Origin of the sequence: Paraburkholderia pallida, from assembly GCF_004524855.1 — a bacterium.
Lineage (GTDB): Bacteria > Pseudomonadota > Gammaproteobacteria > Burkholderiales > Burkholderiaceae > Paraburkholderia > Paraburkholderia oxyphila.
Genome location: NZ_CP038152.1, coordinates 84,633 through 103,792 on the forward strand (window position 1 = coordinate 84,633; position 19,160 = coordinate 103,792).

At 59.7% G+C, this 19,160-nt stretch carries 15 protein-coding genes; 13 read left to right on the forward strand and 2 right to left on the reverse strand.

The features are described 5' to 3' along the window. Positions 1–49 precede the first annotated feature (49 nt). From E1956_RS42945 to E1956_RS42995, 11 genes are all read left to right on the forward strand, one after another. Positions 50–2,410 (forward strand): efflux RND transporter permease subunit, encoded by a 2,361-nt coding sequence (locus E1956_RS42945; RefSeq protein ID WP_134759894.1) that lies wholly within the window; start codon positions 50–52, stop codon positions 2,408–2,410. A gap of 13 nt (positions 2,411–2,423) precedes the next feature. Continuing rightward, the gene (locus E1956_RS42950; protein ID WP_134759895.1) at positions 2,424–3,398 is read left to right on the forward strand and encodes a WD40/YVTN/BNR-like repeat-containing protein; all 975 of its coding nucleotides are present in this window, start codon (positions 2,424–2,426) and stop codon (positions 3,396–3,398) included. Positions 3,399–3,437: 39 nt separating this feature from the next. Continuing rightward, positions 3,438–4,808: an NAD(P)/FAD-dependent oxidoreductase gene (locus tag E1956_RS42955; RefSeq protein ID WP_134759897.1), complete on the forward strand. Its 1,371-nt coding sequence runs from the start codon at positions 3,438–3,440 to the stop codon at positions 4,806–4,808. Positions 4,809–5,093: 285 nt separating this feature from the next. Beyond that, a complete protein-coding gene (locus tag E1956_RS42960; protein WP_134759899.1) occupies positions 5,094–6,944 on the forward strand; it encodes an acyl-CoA dehydrogenase in 1,851 nt (616 codons plus the stop codon). Between the two features lie 134 nt (positions 6,945–7,078). Further along, positions 7,079–8,713 carry an AMP-binding protein gene (locus E1956_RS42965; protein WP_134759901.1) on the forward strand — a complete coding sequence of 545 codons (1,635 nt, stop codon included), beginning with the start codon at positions 7,079–7,081 and terminating at the stop codon, positions 8,711–8,713. 52 nt (positions 8,714–8,765) lie between these two features. Then, positions 8,766–9,533: a class II aldolase/adducin family protein gene (locus tag E1956_RS42970; RefSeq protein ID WP_134759903.1), complete on the forward strand. Its 768-nt coding sequence runs from the start codon at positions 8,766–8,768 to the stop codon at positions 9,531–9,533. A gap of 130 nt (positions 9,534–9,663) precedes the next feature. Next, positions 9,664–10,971 (forward strand): histidinol dehydrogenase, encoded by a 1,308-nt coding sequence (hisD, locus tag E1956_RS42975; RefSeq protein ID WP_134759905.1) that lies wholly within the window; start codon positions 9,664–9,666, stop codon positions 10,969–10,971. Between the two features lie 15 nt (positions 10,972–10,986). After that, on the forward strand, positions 10,987–11,424 hold the full coding sequence (locus tag E1956_RS42980) for an acyl-CoA thioesterase (RefSeq protein WP_134759907.1): 438 nt from the start codon (positions 10,987–10,989) through the stop codon (positions 11,422–11,424). Between the two features lie 25 nt (positions 11,425–11,449). After that, a complete protein-coding gene (locus tag E1956_RS42985; RefSeq protein ID WP_134759909.1) occupies positions 11,450–12,211 on the forward strand; it encodes an SDR family NAD(P)-dependent oxidoreductase in 762 nt (253 codons plus the stop codon). A 20-nt stretch (positions 12,212–12,231) separates the two neighbouring features. Further along, complete coding sequence (locus tag E1956_RS42990) at positions 12,232–13,188, forward strand: 3-hydroxyacyl-CoA dehydrogenase (protein ID WP_134759911.1); 957 nt, start codon at positions 12,232–12,234, stop codon at positions 13,186–13,188. A gap of 68 nt (positions 13,189–13,256) precedes the next feature. After that, complete coding sequence (locus E1956_RS42995) at positions 13,257–14,165, forward strand: LysR family transcriptional regulator (RefSeq protein WP_134759913.1); 909 nt, start codon at positions 13,257–13,259, stop codon at positions 14,163–14,165. Between the two features lie 114 nt (positions 14,166–14,279). Here E1956_RS42995 and E1956_RS43000 read toward each other — a convergent pair whose 3' ends face one another. Beyond that, positions 14,280–14,999 carry a TetR/AcrR family transcriptional regulator gene (locus E1956_RS43000; RefSeq protein ID WP_134759915.1) on the reverse strand — a complete coding sequence of 240 codons (720 nt, stop codon included), beginning with the start codon at positions 14,997–14,999 and terminating at the stop codon, positions 14,280–14,282. 174 nt (positions 15,000–15,173) lie between these two features. Further along, positions 15,174–16,010: a phytanoyl-CoA dioxygenase family protein gene (locus E1956_RS43005; protein ID WP_134759917.1), complete on the reverse strand. Its 837-nt coding sequence runs from the start codon at positions 16,008–16,010 to the stop codon at positions 15,174–15,176. Between the two features lie 715 nt (positions 16,011–16,725). Here E1956_RS43005 and E1956_RS43010 point away from each other — a divergent pair. After that, complete coding sequence (locus E1956_RS43010; RefSeq protein WP_134760830.1) at positions 16,726–17,139, forward strand: RidA family protein; 414 nt, start codon at positions 16,726–16,728, stop codon at positions 17,137–17,139. A gap of 155 nt (positions 17,140–17,294) precedes the next feature. Further along, positions 17,295–19,124, forward strand: coding sequence for a DUF1302 domain-containing protein (locus E1956_RS43015; protein WP_134759919.1), 1,830 nt, complete (start codon positions 17,295–17,297; stop codon positions 19,122–19,124). Positions 19,125–19,160 lie beyond the last annotated feature (36 nt).

Sequence of the window (19,160 nt, forward strand, 5' to 3'; positions counted from 1 at the left end):
AGGGACGGCGCACAGTATGCACAGTCGAATACATTGAAGGGGCGGTATTGTGTTGAATCGACTCGTTCGCGGTCTGGAGAATGTCTTCTTCAGGAATCGCTTAGTGGTCCTGATGGCGATTGGGCTGTTTACGGCGGTCATGGCGGTATTTGCCGTGCAGCTGCGCATGGATGCCGGCTTCGAGAAGCAGATGCCGATCGGCCATGAGTACATCCAGACGTTCCAGAAGTACAAGGACGATCTATTTGGGGCGAACCGCATCACGGTCGTGGTGCGCTCGCGCAACGGCTCGATCTGGAGCAAGGAAGGCCTGACGAGGCTGTACGCGGTGACGCAGGCGGTCACGTATCTGCCGAACGTCGACCGGCTGGGCGTGCGCTCGCTGTGGACGCCGAACGCGTTCGTCAACGAGATCACGGATGAGGGGTTTCGCGCGGAGCCGATCATCTCGGGCACGATCACGCCGGATCAACTGACGCCGGGGGTGGTGGCGCAGATCCGGCGCTCGACGACCCTGGGCGGTTACATCGGTACGCTCGTCTCGCATGACGGGGACAGCGCGATGATCACGGCCGAGCTCAACGAACGCGATGCGTCGGGAAAGGTGCTCGACTATATCGCCTTCAACCGTCTGCTCGAATCGAAGATCCGCAAGCCCTATGAGGACGCCCACTACCAGATCCAGATCATCGGCTTCGCCAAGCAGATCGGCGACATCGCCGACGGGGCGCGCGCGGTCCTGAGCTTCTGCGGCATTGCGTTGCTGCTGACGGCGCTGGCGGTCTACTGGTACTGCCATTCGATTCGCTTCACGGTGCTGCTGATCTGCTGCTCGCTGACCTCGCTCGTGTGGCAGTTCGGCTCGCTCCAGCTGCTCGGCTTCGGTCTGGATCCGCTGGGGGTGCTGGTGCCGTTCCTGGTCTTTGCGATCGGCGTGTCTCACGGGGTACAGCAGGTCAACTTCATTGTGCGCGAGATCGCGCATGGCCATAGCTCATACGACGCCGCGCGGCGCAGCTTCAGTGGTCTGCTGATTCCGGGCGTGCTGGCACTGGTGACGGCCTTCGTCTCGTTCATCACGTTGCTGCTGATCCCGATCCCGATGGTGCGCGAGCTGGCGATCACGGCAGCGCTGGGGGTGGCCTACAAGATCATCACGAACCTGATTCTGCTGCCGGTTGCGGCGTCGTGCTTCCACTTCTCGAAGCGCTACGCGGAGCAGGCGCTGGCGCGCGGCAAGCGGCGCGCTGGTGCGCTGCGTGTGCTGGCGCGGGTGGCCGAGCCGAAGTACGCGGCGCTCACGCTCGCCTTGACGGTGGTGGTGTTCGCGCTGGCCGCCTGGCAAAGCCGCGACCGCGTGATCGGCACACTGCAGCCGGGTGCGCCGGAACTGCGCGCGGACGCACGCTTCAATCAGGATGCGACCGCGATCGCGAGCAACTACGACGTGGGCCTGGACTGGCTGAGCGTCGTGTTCGAATCGCAGGGCAACGCGTGTGACAACCCAGCGGTTGGGCTGTACGAGGACGACTTCGCGAGCGCCATGCGTACCGAGCCGGGGGTGATCTCGGTGCAGTCGTACTCGACGATGCTGCGCGCGTACAACCAGGGGTACAACGAGGACTACCCGAAGATGAACGTGGTGCCGCTCGATGCGGGTAACTACGGTTCGGTCTCGGTCGATGTCGGCCGCGTGAAGGGGTATATGCGGGCCGACTGCAGCATGAGCGCGGTGCACCTGTTCCTCACGGATCACAAGGCGACGACGATCAACCGGATTCTGGACGATGTGAAGCAATACCGGGCGGCGCATTCGTTTCCGGGCGTGACGATCCGGCTTGCGGCGGGCAATGCCGGGGTGATCGCGGCCACCAACGAGGAGGTGGCGAGCAGTGAGCTGCCGATGATGCTGTACGTCTACGCGGCGATTCTGATCCTCGTGTTCCTCGCATACCGGGACTGGCGGGCGATGGTGGCGTGCTGCGCGCCACTGACGGTGGCGACCTTCATCGGGTACTGGTTCATGAAGGAGTTGCAGATCGGTCTGACCGTGGCGACATTGCCGGTGATGGTGCTGGCAGTGGGAATCGGTGTGGATTACGCGTTCTACATCTACAACCGTCTGCAGGTCCATCTGGCGGGCGGTCAGGATATCGTGAAGGCGGTGGAGCACGCGATGCTGGAGGTGGGCGTGGCGACGATCTTTACGGCGATCACGCTGGCAATCGGGGTGGCGACGTGGAGCTTCTCGGCGCTGAAATTCCAGGCGGACATGGGCAAGTTGCTGGCCTTCATGTTCCTGGTGAACCTGCTGATGGCGATGACGGCACTGCCGGCGCTTGCCTCGGCGCTGAACCGGTGGTTCCCGCGGCGCAAGCCGGCGCGTGTGCCGGGGCTGTTCAGTCATTGAAGGTGTGGCAGACATGAAGATCAAGTGCGTATGGATAGGATGCGTCGCGCTGTGCGTGAGCGCGACCGTGTGGGCGCAATCGCCGGGCACGGTGGCGGATTGGACGGCCAGGCCGGCGCATGCGTGGGCGGCGCCGACGCGGATGATGCTGATGGACGCGGCGCGCGCCGGCAGCCGGATGGTGGCGGTGGGGGAGCATGGCGTGATCGTGCTGTCCGACGACAACGGGCAGACGTGGCGGCAGGCACGGCAGGTGCCGGTTTCGGCGACGCTGTCGGCGGTGACGTTCGTGGATGCGCAGCACGGCTGGGCGGTGGGCCAGTGGGGCGTGATTCTGGCGACGGCCGACGCAGGGGAGACGTGGAGCAAGCAACGGATGGACGTGACGGTGGATCAGCCTCTGTTCTCCGTGCATTTTACGAACACCCGGGACGGTATTGCGGTGGGACTGTGGTCGCTGCTGCTGCAAACGCATGATGGCGGCCGGACGTGGGTCAAGACGCAGTTGCCGATTCCGCCGGGGGCCAAGCGGGCGGACCGGAACCTGTATCACGTTTTTGCGGACCGCTCGGGCGGGCTCTACATCGACTCGGAGCAGGGGCTGGTGCTGAAGTCGAGCGATGGCGGGACCAACTGGACGTATGAGTCGACGGGCGGCAAGGGGACGTTGTGGACGGGAGTGGCGCTGCCGGACGGACGGATCGTGGTGGGCGGGTTGCTGGGGAGCCTGTTCGAGACCAGGGACGGCGGGGCGACGTGGTCGGCGGTGACGTCGGGGACCAAGAGTTCAGTGACGGATCTGGTGGAGGCGCCGGGAGGCGGATTGCTGGGAGTGGGGCTGGATGGCCTGGTGCTGAAGCAGTCGGCGGATGGGGCGCCGGTGGAGGTGACGCAGCGTCCTGACCGCGCGACCTTGACGGCGGTGCTGCCTCGCGCAGACAGCAAACCGGCGTTCTTTGCGCAGGAAGGTGTGCTCCCGGCCCAGTGAGGCGATGCCTCACCCGAACCCCACTCAATGGAATTGAACATGGAAAAATGGAATAGGGAGGTCCAGATAGCGGCCGCTCTGGAGACATACCGCACGATCGGTGGCTGGGTAGAGCGCCCGACTGATATGCAAGCTGAGTTGACGGGGGACGTGAGTGCCGATGTCGTTATCGTCGGCGCGGGTTTTGCTGGTTTGAATGCCGCGCTCGAACTCGTCAAACGCGGCGTCAAGGTCGTCGTGCTCGAAAGAGAATTCGCGGGTTTCGGCGCGAGTGGGCGCAACGCCGGCTATCTCGCGGGCGGGTCGGGTGTCAAGTTCGATCTCTTTCTCAAGCGCATCGGGCATGAACAGACGCAAAAGATCGTCGACTACTTCAATGAAGGCGTTCGACACGCTGAAAGCAATTTTCGTCAATACGAAATCGATTGCGATTACAACGCGTCGGGATTGATAAGCGCAGGTGTTCACGCCTCGCAGGAAAAGAAAGTACTCGAGAACATTCGCAAGGCTTCACAGTTCGGAGTGGCGTCGGAGTTTCTCGACCAGGCCAAAATGCGCGAGCGCGGCATTCCGCCTGCGTTTCTGTTCGGCAGCTACGTGAATTGTGGCGGCACGCTCGACCCCGGAAAATACGTGATGGGGCTGCGCCGGGCAGCGCTTCAGGCGGGGGTTAAGCTCTATGAAAACACGGAAGTGTCGTCCTGGGAGATGGGGCCGGTCGTCAAAGTGCGTACCAGGCGAGGTACCGCGAGCGCACCGCATATGATACTCGCCAGCAACGCGTACACGCCTCAACTCGGCTTGCTGGCCGACAAGGTGATACCGCTGCGAGTCTCCGCGATCGAAACGGCGCCGCTTTCTCCGAATCAACTGGCTGAACTGGGTTGGTGGAAGCGAGAGGGTATCGTGACCGTGCACGAGACGATGGAAAGTCATCGGCTGACGGCGCGCAATTCGCTCGTGATCACGACCAAGCGCGTTCGCTATCCATTCGGCTCGCGTACGCCAAATGTCCCCGACACGGCTGCATATCGCGCGTTGATCACGGCGTTAGGTGACCGTTTTCCGCAACTAAAGAACCTCGCCATCCGCGCATGCTGGAGCGGGTACATCAGTTTCGCCAGTGATTCGTTGCCGGTGGTGGGTGCAGCCGGCGAAGAGGAAAACATTTTCTATACAGCCGGGTGTTCTGGCCACGGCGTTGGTGCTCAATCACTGATCGGTCGCTTGCTTGCCGAACGCCTTGGCGGCGTCGAGCCGCCATTGCTGGCCGGTTTGCATCATAAAGTCCCTGGAACCGCACCGGAACCCCTGCGTTGGTGCGGGATCAATGGGGTCATGTCGATCATGGACAGAATCGACGAGAGGGTCAACCGGAAGGTGCGTGCCGCCAACATCGGCGATGAGTAGCGTTTCGGCGCAGTTGCTGCAGATTGAAGTTGTCGACTTCTTCCGCTAGTCGAAACTTTGGATGCCATTGGAAAACCAGATACGTACGGTCGACTAATGCACTTAGAGCCGCCGGCGTGCGCCGGGTGCGCCCAGAGTGGCCTCCGGAATGCCAACACATTTAAGATAACATGTGTTATTATAAGCTGGTTGCTGGCAGGGCGTGATCCGAGTTTAAAGACTTTGTACCCGAGTTGGGCATATCTACAGAGTCTCATATGCAGATATTAATTAGAGGTACTTTTTATGTCGTTGATTCTTTCGCGTCGTGACTTGGCCTTCCTTCTCTACGAATGGTTGAACATCGAGCAGTTGACGGATATCCCGCGATACGTCGAGCATTCGCGCGAGACGTTCGACGCGGCGCTTGATATCAGCGAGAAGATGGCGACCAATCTCTTCGCGCCGCACAACAAAAAAGGTGACCAGAACGAGCCACGCTTCGATGGCGAAACGGTGACCCTGATCCCAGAAGTGAAAGTTGCGCTGAATGCGTTTTGCGATGCTGGATTGATGGCTGCCGAACATGACTACGAGCTGGGTGGCATGCAGTTTCCGGCCGTAGTCAAGAATGCATGCTTCGCGTGGTTTCAGGGTGCGAACGTGGGGACGAGCGCATACCCGTTTCTGACCGTCGGTAACGCAAATCTGCTGGTGGCTCACGGCTCGGCCGCACAGATTGATACGTTTGTCCGCCCTGAGCTCGAGGGTCGATTTTTCGGCACGATGTGCCTATCGGAACCGCAGGCGGGATCGTCCCTATCGGACATTTCCACACGTGCCGACTACGAATGCGAATCGCCGCTCGGAAAGCAATATAGATTGCGCGGCAACAAAATGTGGATTTCCGGCGGCGAGCACGAGCTGTCCGACAATATCGTCCATCTCGTGCTCGCCAAGATTCCGGATGCAGACGGAAAGCTGATTCCGGGCGTGAAGGGTATTTCGCTGTTCATCGTGCCGAAGTATCTGGTCAATGTCGATGGCGCACTCGGCGAGCACAATGATGTGGCGTTGGCCGGGCTCAACCACAAGATGGGATTCCGGGGCACGACGAACTGCCTGTTGAATTTCGGCGAGGGGACAAAATATGCCCCGGGTGGCCGGGCGGGAGCCATCGGTTATCTCGTGGGCGAGCCCAATCGCGGACTCGCCTATATGTTTCATATGATGAACGAGGCGCGCATCGGAGTGGGGCTCGGCGCCACGATGCTGGGCTACACGGGTTACCTGCATGCGCTTGACTACGCACGCAATCGGCCGCAAGGGCGCCCGGTCGGCGCCGCCGGAAAAAATCCGTCAGCGCCGCAAGTCCGCTTGATGGAGCACGCCGATATTCGTCGCATGCTGCTCGCGCAGAAAAGCTACGTGGAGGGGGCGCTCGCACTCAATCTCTACTGTTCGAAGCTGGTCGACGAAGTCCATGCCAGCGTTGATAGCTCGCATCGCGAAGCGTTGGCGTTGTTGCTTGACCTACTCACGCCGATTGCAAAAAGCTGGCCGTCGCAATGGTGTCTTGCTGCCAATGATCTTGCGATTCAGGTGCATGGTGGCTACGGCTATACGCGTGAATACAATGTCGAGCAGTTTTATCGTGACAACCGGCTCAATCCGATTCACGAGGGTACGCACGGCATCCAGGGGCTCGATCTGCTGGGCCGTAAAGTGGTGGTGCAAAACGGTCAAGCGTTGCGCATTCTCAATGAGCGCGTCCAAATCAGCGTTAGCCGTGCGCTAGACGCCGGCGATGTCTCTTTGCATCAACAAGGCACCACCCTTCGGGAGACCATGCAGCGGTTGACTGATGTCACACAACATCTTTGGTCGGCGGGCGATACATGCGTGACGCTAGCTAATGCGACGGTGTATCTCGAGGCGTTTGGCCATACCGTATTAGCGTGGATCTGGCTGGAGCAGGCGCTTGCTGCTCACACGGCGCTCAAGCAAGGGAATACGGTGGATACCGATTTTTACGAGGGCAAGCTCGCGGCAACCCGATATTTCTTCGTCTGGGAGTTGCCGAAGACTGGGCCTCAATTCGAACTTCTCGCGTCGCTTGATACAACGTCACTTGAAATGCGTGACGAATGGTTTTAACGCATCGTAAAGAGACGGCGCGTTTTGGACATTCGGCGGCTGTCTGCGATGGCTGCTATGAATACCGCTCGCAGATTACCCGTTGTTGAACCGCCGGTCCGGATAGGACGCGGAGGGGACACAGGAAATTCAATATGAACATGAAACCGTGGCTTAAATCGTACGGCGCGGTCTCGCACGAAATCGATGCGGACAGGTATCCGTCCCTGACTGTGGAACTGGACCGGGCGATGCTCGAGTATGCGGAGCTACCCGCATTTCACGCGTTCGGTCAAACGCTGACGTACGCGGAGGTAGACGCACGAAGCCGCGCTCTCGCTGGATATCTGCAGAAGAAGCTGGGTGTACGAAAGGGCGATCGTATTGCGGTCATGCTGCCGAACATCTTTGCGTTCCCGATCATCTGTATCGCAATTGCGCGAATCGGCGCCGTACAAGTCAACGTCAATCCGCTGTATACGCCGCGCGAGTTGGCGCATCAGCTCAATGATGCCGGCGCAGGAATCATCATCGCATACGCGGGGGCGACGCCGACCCTGGCGCAAATCGTCGATCAAACGGAAGTCAAAACGGTCATTACAGCGGGCCTCGGGGACGGCAGCGGCACGGCGGTTCCTGGCCCCGAAGTTGATCGGTCACTGCTTAGCGCGACGACCGTGAACGAAGCGATCGAGCAGGGATATGCATTGACCTATGAGTCTCCGGCTATTTCGGGGGACGATTTGCTGTTTCTGCAATACACGGGCGGCACGACTGGCTTATCGAAAGGCGCACAGCTTACGCATCGCAACATCATCGCCAATATTGAGCAAACGGGCGCTTTTTTTGCCGAAGCTCGCCGCCCGGGGCAGGAAGTGATCGTCACGGCGATCCCGCTTTACCATATCTTTGCCTTGGCGGTGAATTTCTTCGGCCATTTTCTGATCGGAGCTCAGAACTGGCTGATCGCCAATCCCAGAGACATGGACGCCTTCATTGAGACGCTAAAGGCGGCACGCCCAACCGTGTTGACCGGGGTAAACACGCTCTACGCCGCTCTGGCCGCCCATCCTCGCGCCGCCGAGGTTGACTGGACGCGGTTGCGCCTGGTGTGCGGTGGTGGGGCCGCCGTTATCGAGGCAGTTTCACAACGCTGGGAAGCCGTGACCGGAACCATCATTCGGGAGGGCTATGGTTTGTCGGAAACTTCACCCGTTGTATCGACCAATCCGATGTTCGTCGACAGGTTTACCGGAACTACGGGGTTGCCGGTGCCTTCTACGGATATCAAGCTTCTGGATGATGAAGACAAAATCGTAGATATCGGCAAGCCCGGCGAGATTTGCGTCAAAGGGCCTCAAGTGACCCGGGGATATTGGCGGAATCCGGAGGCTACGGAGAAGGCATTCACCGCGGATGGCTACTTTCGTACGGGCGACATTGGCATATTCGACGATAACGGCTTTCTGAAGATCGTCGATCGCAAGAAGGACATGGTGCTCGTTTCGGGATTCAATGTGTATCCGAACGACGTCGAAGCGGTCGTAACGGCGTTCCCTGGGGTGATCGAATGCGCATGCGTAGGTGTTCCAGACGATAAAACCGGCGAAGCGGTCAAGATCTTCGTCGTCGCGGCGCCCGGGGTCAGGCTGAGCGAGGAAGCGCTGATTGCTCACTGCCGAACTGAGATGGCGGCCTACAAAGTGCCGAAGATTGTTCGACTCGTTGAAGCGCTGCCCAAGTCGACCGTGGGCAAGATTCTGCGTCGCGAGTTACGCGATGCCGGGTGATCCACCACCGAAACAAAGCTTCTTGTTCCAACATCCAGGAAGGGATGGTGATATGGCTGCATCCAGTACGAGCGTGCGTAATATCGTGTCGGCCGAAGAATGGGAGGCGCGCGTGAATCTCGCGGCCGCTTACCGGTTGACCGCGCTGTTTGGTTGGGATGACCTGGTGTTCACCCATATCTCGGCTCGAGTGCCCGGCCCTGAACATCAATTTTTGATCAACCCTTACGGCATGATGTTCGACGAAATCACAGCGTCTTCGTTGGTGAAAGTCGATCTGGACGGCCGGAAGGTCATGGACTCGCCCTACGACATCAATCCCGCGGGGTTCACGATTCATAGCGCCGTGCATGCGGCGCGCGAAGACGCGCTGTGCGTCATGCATACACATTCCGTCAACGGCGTGGCGGTATCGGCGCAGAAAGACGGGTTGCTGCCGCTTTCTCAGCAATCGCTGGGAGTACTGGCCTCGCTCGGCTATCACGACTACGAGGGCATTGCGCTGAACGATGACGAGAGGCCTCGGCTGGTGCGAGATCTTGGCATGCATACCTTTCTCATGTTGCGCAACCATGGATTGCTGACGGTGGGGGCAACCGCCGCGGATGCCTTTGTCGCCATGTACTTCTTTGAGGCGGCTTGCATGATTCAAGTGCGCGCACAGGCCGGTGGCGGGGAGCTGACGCGCATTGCGCAGCCGATCCTCGATGGCATAAAAGAGCAGATTGCGACAGTTACCCGGGGCGTCACGGCAGGTGCGCTCGCATGGCCTGGACTGTTGCGTCGATTGGATCGGCGAAATCCTGGGTATGCCGACTAGCATGCGTCGGCTCTAAACCCCGCGTTCAGCGTACCGAAGTCGCGATCAACAAGCACATTCTCGCGATATGCATGGGTATGCAAATTGAATTGCATTCGCATGGATATCGACAACGTATCTGGAGATGTAAATGGCCAATTGGCTCAAACAAAGTGTGGAAGCGGACGTCATTAAATCTGCGGCCAAAGAGGTGCGCGAAACGGTCGAGGCAACGCTGGCCGACATTGAGGCACGTGGCGATGCAGCGGTGCGCGAGCTATCGATTCGCTTTGACAAGCTGGACCGTGCGGACTACCGCCTTTCTGATCAGGAAATCGAAGCTTGCCTTGCGCAGCTGTCATCTCGCGACATCGAAGACATCAAATTTGCGCAAGCTCAGGTCGAGAATTTCGCGAAGCATCAGCGAGAAGCGCTGCGCGATGTTGAAGTGGAAACGTTGCCGGGTGTCGTGCTCGGTCATAAAAATATTCCCGTCAATGCCGCGGGCTGCTATGTACCCGGCGGAAAATATCCGCTGCTGGCTTCAGCGCACATGTCTGTGATTACTGCGCGGGTGGCGGGCGTGAAGCGCATCGTGACGTGCGCACCGCCATTCGAAGGCAAGCCGGCCCCGGCTATCGTGGCCGCACAGCACATGGCTGGCGCCAGCGAAATCTATTGTCTCGGTGGTATCCAGGCAGTTGGGGCCATGGCGATTGGCACGGAACGCATCGCGCCCGTGGACATGCTGGTTGGCCCTGGAAATGCGTTCGTCGCAGAAGCCAAGCGGCAACTTTTCGGTAGGGTCGGTATCGATCTTTTCGCGGGCCCGACCGAAACGCTCGTCATAGCCGACGAAAGCGTGGATGGCGAAATGTGCGCGACTGATCTGTTGGGGCAGGCGGAGCACGGTCCAGATTCGCCGGCCATTCTGTTAACGACATCCGAAAAACTGGCACGTGAAACGATCGCCGAGGTCGAGCGCCTGCTGCAGATCTTGCCGACAGCCGCAATTGCTCGACAGTCGTGGGAGCGATTTGGCGAAGTCATCGTGGCGGACAGCGAAGAGGAAATGGTGCGGATTGCGGATCAGATTGCTTCGGAGCATGTTCAGATCATGACGAGGGATCCGGATTTCTTCCTGAAGAACATGACGAACTACGGCGCGTTGTTTCTGGGTCCGCGCACCAACGTGGCATTCGGCGATAAAGCTATCGGCACTAACCATACGCTCCCCACAAAGAAATCTGCACGCTATACCGGAGGTCTTTGGGTCGGAAAGTTTCTCAAGACGTGTACGTACCAGAAAGTATTGACTGATGAGGCGTCGTCGCTGATTGGCGCCTATACGTCACGTCTGTGTGCACTCGAAGGTTTTGCGGGGCACGGCGAGCAAGCGAATCTTCGTGTACGCCGTTATGGCCGGAAAGACGTGCCCTATGCGGGCATCGCCGAGTGATGCCGGGTAAAAGCCATGGCGGATAAACCACAAGCGCGTAAGCGCAATGCCTACCCACACTTCCTGCCGATTCCGACGAGGTGGATGGACAACGACGTGTATGGGCACGTGAACAACGTCGTCTACTACAGTTACTTCGACACGGTGGTCAACGGGTATCTGATAGACAGGGGCGTACTCGACGCCGAACGCAGCCAGACCATTGGCCTGGTAGTTCAGACGCAGTGCGATTATTTCGCGCCGCTCGCCTTTCCACAGCAGGTTGATGCCGGCTTGCGCGTAGCGAAGCTTGGATCGTCGAGCGTACGCTACGAAATCGGCTTGTTTGCTGCGGGCGCTGAAACACCGGCCGCACAGGGCCATTTCGTGCACGTGTATGTCGATCGGGATACACGGCGTCCGGCCGCATTGCCGGAGCCTCTCCGTGCAGCGCTGGCGTTATTGGTCGACTAGACGCACTCTACCTGGCGGGGTTGGCATGATTCCAAAAATGCCGGGATTTCGGCTCGACGGCAAAACGGCCTTGATTACCGGGGCAGGGAGAGGGATTGGACTGGCCGCTGCGGCAGCATTGGCGCAATCGGGCGCGCATGTCACCCTGGTAGCCCGGTCCGAAACGGAACTGCGGTCGGCGTGCACCTCTATCGAAGCATTAGGTGGCGTCAGCAACTATGCCGTCCTCGATGTGACCGATTCAGGCCGGGTGAGTGAATTCGTGGTGGCGAAAGGGCCGTTCAATATTCTCGTGAATAGCGCCGGGATGAATCGGCCGATGCCTTTGCTGGAGCTCGAGGATGAAGATCTCGATGCCATGATGGCACTCAACGTCAAGTCTGCGTTCTATGTCAGCCGGGCGGTCGCCCGCGGGCTGATCGAATCAGGGCAAGGTGGGTCATTCATCAACGTTTCATCGCAAATGGGACACGTGGGGAGTCCGTGCCGCACCGTCTACTGTGCCTCCAAGCACGCGATAGAAGGAATGACCAAAGCGCTGGCCTGGGAACTTGGTGCTCACGGCATACGCGTCAATACACTCTGCCCGACCTTTATCGAAACGGCGTTGACTCAAACGATGTTCGAAAACCCGGGGTTTCGCGAATGGGTCACGTCGAAAATCGCATTGGAACGCATCGGACATGTCGAAGAAGTGATGGGCCCTGTCGTGTTTCTCGCAAGCGATGCTTCCTCGTTGATGACGGGAAGCGCCTTGATGCTGGATGGAGGCTGGACCGCCGCTTAGGCGCCAGCAGGAAGTGACCTATGAAAATCGAAACCCCTTTCGAACGGCCGGTGGGTATTGTGGGTGCCGGCCTGGTGGGTGCCGGCTGGGCAATTGTTTTTGCGCGGGCAGGCTTTGCCGTACGGCTGTTTGACGACGATAGGCATGTCTGCGAAAGCGCTATACCGTGGGCGAGAAAGCAATTACAGGCGCTGTATGAGCGCGGCTTGCTCAAGGAGCCACCTGACAAGATAGCGGGGCGCCTGTCGCTGACCTCCTCTCTGGAGGAAGCAGTAGCCGGTGCGGCTTATGTTCAAGAGTCCGTGTTCGAGAAACTGGAAGTTAAACGCCGGTTGATGGAAGCGCTCGACGCTATCGCCGACGAAAGCGTCGTCATTGGCAGTTCCAGTTCGGGTATTCCAGCGTCGGATTTCGCGCTTGATTTGACCATCTCCCCGCGGGTATTGATCGCGCATCCCGTCAATCCTCCGTACCTGGTTCCGGTGGTCGAGTTGGTGCCATCAGCGCAAACATCTCCCGACACGGTTGCATTCGCCGAGCAACTCATGACTAACATCGGGCAAAGCGTTGTTCGAGTGAAAAAGGAAGTCGACGGGTTTGTGCTCAATCGCCTGCAGGCAGCCTTGCTTCGCGAGGCATGGGCGCTGCATCGAGACGGCATCGCGAGTTGCGAAGACATCGACAAGACTGTCCGGGACGGTTTGGGATGGCGTTGGTCGTTTATGGGGCCGTTCGAGACAATCGATCTCAATGCAGCCGGCGGCATCGCGGATTACGCGCATCGTCTGGGGCCGCTCTACTACAAGATTGCCCAGTCGCGAATTGATGAAGGCCCCTGGGATGTGGATCTCGTCGCTCAAGTCGAACGGGATCGGCGCGAGCGCTTGCCTGCAAGTGAATTGGCAAAACGACGTGATTGGCGGGATGCCCGGCTCATGGATTTTGCGGCGGCCCGGTTCGCGGCGGACGAGAGCTAGCGACGCATTTTCGTGCGCTGCGGGAAAGTCATTCGCCCCGCGTGGAGCAGCGATAGGGAGGCTCGATAGTGCGTTCATCCAGAATGGACCTGAACCTGTTCACGGTGTTCGACGCGGTCTACGGCCAGCGTAATTTGACGCGCGCCGCGGAGATTCTGTGTGTGACACAGCCCGCTGTCAGCAATGCTCTGGCGCGCATGCGCTCGATATTCGACGACCCACTGTTTGTGAGCACGGCGTCGGGGATGGTGCCGACCCCGGTAGCCCAAAACATCGCTGGCCGAGTGGGCGAAGCGCTGCGGCTGCTTGCCTCCAGCGCACAGGAAGCAGAGATATTTGTTCCGGCAGAGTCCGAGCGCATCTTCCGCCTGAGCATGACTGACCTGGCCGAGGCCATATTGTTGCCATCGCTTGGAGAAATACTTCAGCGTCATGCGCCACGCGTGCGTATCGAGAGCTATTTCACGCCGCGCGAAGACGTACCGGCGGCTCTGGCGACCGGAAAGATCAATCTCGCGATCGATGTGCCGCTGATCGATGATCCACAGTTGAATCGACTACCGTTTGCAAGTGGCGACTATGCTTGCATGTTGCGTCACGATCACCCGTTCAAGGGGAATGCGCTGACGCTCGACGACTATCTGGCGCTCGATCACATTCATGTATCGAGCCGTCCAAAAGGGCCTGGCCTCGTAGACACGGAACTCAATCGCCTGGGATACCGAAGACACATCCGGATGCGTGTCCAACACTATATGGTTGCGCCCTTGATCGCGTTGCAAGCCGATGTGGCATTGACGGCGCCCGAGTGGCTGCTGCAGGGTTACGACGCACGTATCCTGGCACTGCCTTTCCCGATCCCGAGCCTCTCGTGGCAGTGTTATTGGCACCGTAGCGACGATCAAGATCAGGGAAGTAGATGGTTGCGCGATCAACTTGTCAAGCTGTTGGGAACATCGTCAGATTGCCCGAGGTGACTTGCGCATCAGCGTGCCGCTCGAACGCGGACACGAGGTTTCGGGGAGGAAGTTGCCGCGAGTGCGGCGGACGCGTCGGTCGCATGGCGCGGCCGACGGTTTTCATGGATCAGGCTATTTCGTGCGACGTGCCGTGCGTGCCGGCTCGTTCGCTTCGGATTCTGCTTTTGCCTGAGGCGGGCTCAGCAACGTGAAGAATGCATCCACCAGCGCCTTGAGCCGGCGCGGCTTGAATCGCTCCGGTTCGACCGGAAACATGACAGACCAGCCGTCTCCGAGCGCACATAGCTGATCGGCGAGCAGCTCAGCAGGGATGTCACTACGGATGAGTCCGAGTTTCTGGTCGTTGGCGACGAGCTCCGCCAGCTTGAGGCGATACTGCGTATAGCGTCGCTGAATGACGGCCGCGACAACGGGCTCGTATTTAGCCTGTCCCAACAGTTGAAACTGCACGATCCGGGGATCGAGGGCCTTCGTGGTTTGCCAGCTCATCCAGCGCTCGAGCGTGGTTCTGACGTCGAGCGGCGTGTCGGACGGCTCGAGGATCGTGTCGAACAAATCGAACGAACTCTCGACCAGCGCCTTCACGATCTCGTCCTTGTCTTCGAAGTAGTAGCTCAAGGCACCCGTCGTGCAACCCGCCTCGACCGCGATCTTGCGTAACGAGGTCCCCGCGTAACCTTCGCGCGCGATCACGGCAGCCGCGGCGGCGAGCAGGTTGTCGCGCTTGATCTTGTGATCGCCGACCGGTCTGCCTCTGCGTGCCACAACGGGTGCCTGGCCGGCGGCAGCCTTGCGGTCTTGCCGAGGTTGGGAAGTGGAGGTTCGCGCCATAGAAAGGAAGTCGAGTGGTTTGAGCTGCCAGGGATGCCGTACGGCACCTCATTCAACCGCATTGTAATGCAGAAGGATGTGAAGGCGATTCGTAACGTGAAAAGGTCCGCACTTCGTCCTTTCAGAAGGCAAGCCGCGGACCGCCGTCCCGGTGCGAGGCATTACGCGCCGTGCTCAGACAAGTTGGCGGAACACGGGGGAGCGGAACGGATCGCCAGGATTGAGCTTCGCCATTTCCTCCTTGAAGAACGGGCCATTGCGCGCGTAGCGGGGGTGGGACTCAGGCAGCGTGCGGAACTGGGCGTCGTCTCCGAAGAAGCGCACAACCAGCGTATGGCGGGTCGGGCAGTTGGCGTCGACCGGCGCCCCGCCGTGAAGCGAATGCGGGTGAAGCACAACGACGTCGCCGGGGGTGATCGCCCAGGAGAGGACGTCCCACGAAGCGGGGTTTTCCGCGAGGTCGCGATCGATATGCGGCAGACGCGGATACGTGCCGTCTCCGTAGAGCGGATCGGTCGGGTCGTCTGCGCTCATGAAGCTGGCTCCGTCGTACTGGATGCCATGGTGCGAACCGCGAATGATCTCCAGCGAGTTCTGCTTCGGAATGGGCTGGAACGTGATCCATGCATTACCCCAATGCTCGCCGGCCCACGGCAGGTTCGCCGTGTCCTGGTGCCAGGGCCCGCGGCCGCTCTTTCCTCCCTCCTTGATGAAGATCTCCTCCGCGTAATACCAGACATGCTCAGAGCCCCAGAGCTCCTGGAACAGCTTGCCGAACGGAAGCCGCATCATCAGATCGTCCAGCTTGTCTTTCGCGAGCAGGTTGCAGTTGTCGATGTGCGTTTGCAGCGCCGTGCCGTCGAGGCCGCGAAACACTGACGGGCTCGGGTTGGCGACGGCCCACTTGAGCGCGTCATAGCACTCGCTCAAATGCGATTCGTTCAGACAATTTTCGATGAGCACGGCACCGTCGTGGTAGAGCGCGTCTCGTTGGGACTGACTGATGGGCATTGCGAGTCTCCTTGTGCGTTGGGGGTGAAAGCGCAACTTCCCGCCTGCAATTACTGTAGACGACAAGCTTTATTTGCACAACAAGTGTTTTCATAATAATTGTTTCGATAAATAGGGTGGAATGAAAAGCGGCCCGGTATCCAGGTGCACAAACGCCTGAATAACAAGCCGGAACCCCGGGGCTAGGGGAAAGTCCGGGGGAAGGGGAAACTCGAACACCGTGAGCGCCGGATTCCTGGTCACCCATCGTGCTACATGCAGTCAGAGAATCCGTAGGAGGGTGACGAACGGGGGCGCTCGCAGGCGTGCCGTACTGACGCTCCGGTGGCCAGATTTCCCGTCAATGTTTACAGAAACAGGCATTGTGATAACGATCATTGTGTAAATTAATTGTTTGTGAGATATTGCGTTCACACCACGGTGTCGGCTGCGTTCGCGGTTGTCCATGGCGCCGCCAGGAAGCCAGACAGAAGCGCTGCGACGGAGCCAGTTGGGTTTTTGCCTTGCGGCTGGATTCTGGGTGGCACGTTCCGCGTCTCTCGGCGCGGCCGCTAGCGCAAGCGGAACTACGGGCGAACCGCGTGATGGCGCAGGCAGGGGTTGTGTCAATATTTATTCGGATATCTAAATAAGTAGGTGCGGGAAGATTCGCTGTGTGGCGAACCAGTGGGCCACCAGGGTTTCCGTCAATCGTTTGAATAAGGCGACCTATCACATGAAATCGAATCAACAACGGCAATCGATCGTTCCGTCTGCGTTCCGCACGCGTTACGAGAATTTTCATTATTCGCCCGCAGTCCGGGTGGGTGACATCGTTTGGGTCTCGGGGCAGGTCGGCACGGACAGCGAAGGAAGAGTGGGAATCGACATGACGGAGCAAGCGCGGTTTGCTTTCGACGCGCTGAAGTGCGTGCTTGAGCAAGCCGGGGCAACGCTCGCGGATGTCGTTGAACTGAACACGTTTCATACGCAGATGCGCCAGGAGATTCAGGCCTTCGTGGCGGTGAAGGACGAGTATTTCCCGAGCGACTATCCGGCATGGACGGCGGTAGGCGTGACGGAACTCGCACGCGCCGAATTCCGCATCGAAATCCGCGCGGTGGCGGTAGTGGGTTCGGGCGGCCGCTGAACCGGAAGTTGACGCCCCTGAGAGCGTCTGCTCGTCGCGGCTAACGTCAGGTTCAACGGGTCAAGCAGAAGAAGGGCTATCGGATGGATGTCCACGGAGGGGCGGGCGCGCGGCGGTGACGCGCCCCGCATTGAGCGCAGGCAGGAGGAGACACGATGAGAAAGATCATTAAATTTAGATACTCTGCAATTTCGATCGCCGTTCTGGCGGCAGCAACGTCCAATGCCTACGGCTACGATTTCACGACGGGCTTCAACGACCTTACGGGATCGTGGGTGAGCAACCTCACGGCGGGCGCGGGGATTCGGACCAAGAGCCCGAGTTGCTCGCTGACCGGCGATCCGAATGCATTCGGCTGTGGAGCCGCCGCCAACACCAATCAATGGGGATTCGGCGACGACGGCGATCTGAACTACCGCAAGGGACAGCCGTTCAGCACGTACGTGAGCGCGACCAGCGAATTGCTGCTGACGATGCCGAGCGAAGGGCTGAAGTTCATGGTTCGCGGCACGGGCATGTACGACTTCCTCGCCGGCGACACGAACAGAACGCCGCTGTCGAGCACGGCGTCGGCGCAGGTCGTCTACGACGCGCAATTGCTCGATCTGTGGGGCGAGAAGGATTTCACGATCAACGGGCAGAACGCGCACGTGCGCCTGGGCAACCAGGTGATCAACTGGGGGGAGAGCATTTTTGCCAGCGGCGGCATCAATGCCACCAACTCGCTCGACATCCAGAAACTGCTGATCCCGGGCTCGCAACTTAAGCAGGCGTTGCTGCCCGCACCGATGTTGAGCTTCGCCGCGGATCTGGGGCATGGACTCAGTACTGAGGATTACTACCAGTTCCAGTGGAACGGCAACCGCTACCCACCGGTCGGCTCGTTCTGGTCGACCACGAACATGCTGGGGCGCGGGACGGATCCGGCTACGATAAGCACGAACAATTTCAACGTGGCCGGTCCCAGCGCGGGCACGATCGCGGGGCCGAACAGCGGCAACCAGAACGTGCTCAACGGCATCAACACCGGGCTCGTGAACGGTGAGTTTGCCGGGCCGCCCTTTAACGATATCGGCCTGCCTGTGAACTGGCAGGCGCCGTCGAAGTACCATCCGCAATTCGGTTTGAAGTTCAACTATGCGCCGCGGTCGTTCGAAGCGAACTTCGCCTTCTATTACGAAAACTATACCGACAAGTCGCCCGTGCTGTCGTCGCTGGCCAACGGCACGTTGGACTGGTCGTATTTGCAGAACCGGCAGCTCTTCGGCGCCAGCGCGAACTTCGGGATCGGCGACTGGGCGATCGGCACGGAGTTGTCGTATCGGCCCCACGATGCCGTCTCACTGTCGAGTTGCTACGGTGCGGGCGGTCCGCTCGACCTGAACACCAACGGCGTGTCGGGCGTCAACTGCCAGCAGTGGGCCGACATGAAGAAGCTTCAGTACGACGTCAACGGCATCCTCGCGCTGACGCGCAGCGCGTATCCGTTCCTGAAACTGATCGGCGCGGACGAGGCCACCCTCACCTGGGAACTCACGTGGATCTATTACCCGGGCCTGAGCTCGAGCGGCGTCACGCGCACGATCAACGGCCAGCAGGTCACGCAGGTGCCGCAGGCGGGCAATATGACGTGGTTGAACAATGGCTCCAGCCTCGGCTACCCGATAGCCATGGCGCAGGGCACGTCGAGCTCGGTGGGCGCGACGGTCGATTTCAACTGGACCTATGACGGCAGCGTGATTCCCGGTTGGCAGGTCACACCTGGCCTCACCTTTGCAGACGGCCTTTATGGCTACACGCCCACGCTGAGCGCGAACTACCTGCAGGGCGCGAAGTCGCTGAACCTCTACGTGCTGTTCAACCAGAACCCCACCGTTTGGCAGGCGGGCATCAATTACACCCTGTTCTGGGGCGGCCACAACACCGTAGGCAACCCCTACGCAGACCGCAATTTCGTCGGGATGTTCGTCACCAGGAACTTCTGACCGGTGAACCGGTGGAGGGCGGCGCACGGCGTGCGC

Excerpts from the sequence above, each read along its gene's own strand:
- E1956_RS42950 (WP_134759895.1), top strand. The coding sequence starts at position 2,424 with ATGAAGATCAAGTGCGTATGGATAGGATGCGTCGCGCTGTGCGTGAGC.
- E1956_RS42955 (WP_134759897.1), top strand. The coding sequence starts at position 3,438 with ATGGAAAAATGGAATAGGGAGGTCCAGATAGCGGCCGCTCTGGAGACA.
- E1956_RS42960 (WP_134759899.1), top strand. The coding sequence starts at position 5,094 with ATGTCGTTGATTCTTTCGCGTCGTGACTTGGCCTTCCTTCTCTACGAA.
- E1956_RS42965 (WP_134759901.1), top strand. The coding sequence starts at position 7,079 with ATGAACATGAAACCGTGGCTTAAATCGTACGGCGCGGTCTCGCACGAA.
- E1956_RS42970 (WP_134759903.1), top strand. The coding sequence starts at position 8,766 with ATGGCTGCATCCAGTACGAGCGTGCGTAATATCGTGTCGGCCGAAGAA.
- hisD (WP_134759905.1), top strand. The coding sequence starts at position 9,664 with ATGGCCAATTGGCTCAAACAAAGTGTGGAAGCGGACGTCATTAAATCT.
- E1956_RS42980 (WP_134759907.1), top strand. The coding sequence starts at position 10,987 with ATGGCGGATAAACCACAAGCGCGTAAGCGCAATGCCTACCCACACTTC.
- E1956_RS42985 (WP_134759909.1), top strand. The coding sequence starts at position 11,450 with ATGATTCCAAAAATGCCGGGATTTCGGCTCGACGGCAAAACGGCCTTG.
- E1956_RS42990 (WP_134759911.1), top strand. The coding sequence starts at position 12,232 with ATGAAAATCGAAACCCCTTTCGAACGGCCGGTGGGTATTGTGGGTGCC.
- E1956_RS43000 (WP_134759915.1), bottom strand. The coding sequence starts at position 14,999 with ATGGCGCGAACCTCCACTTCCCAACCTCGGCAAGACCGCAAGGCTGCC.
- E1956_RS43005 (WP_134759917.1), bottom strand. The coding sequence starts at position 16,010 with ATGCCCATCAGTCAGTCCCAACGAGACGCGCTCTACCACGACGGTGCC.
- E1956_RS43010 (WP_134760830.1), top strand. The coding sequence starts at position 16,726 with ATGAAATCGAATCAACAACGGCAATCGATCGTTCCGTCTGCGTTCCGC.
- E1956_RS43015 (WP_134759919.1), top strand. The coding sequence starts at position 17,295 with ATGAGAAAGATCATTAAATTTAGATACTCTGCAATTTCGATCGCCGTT.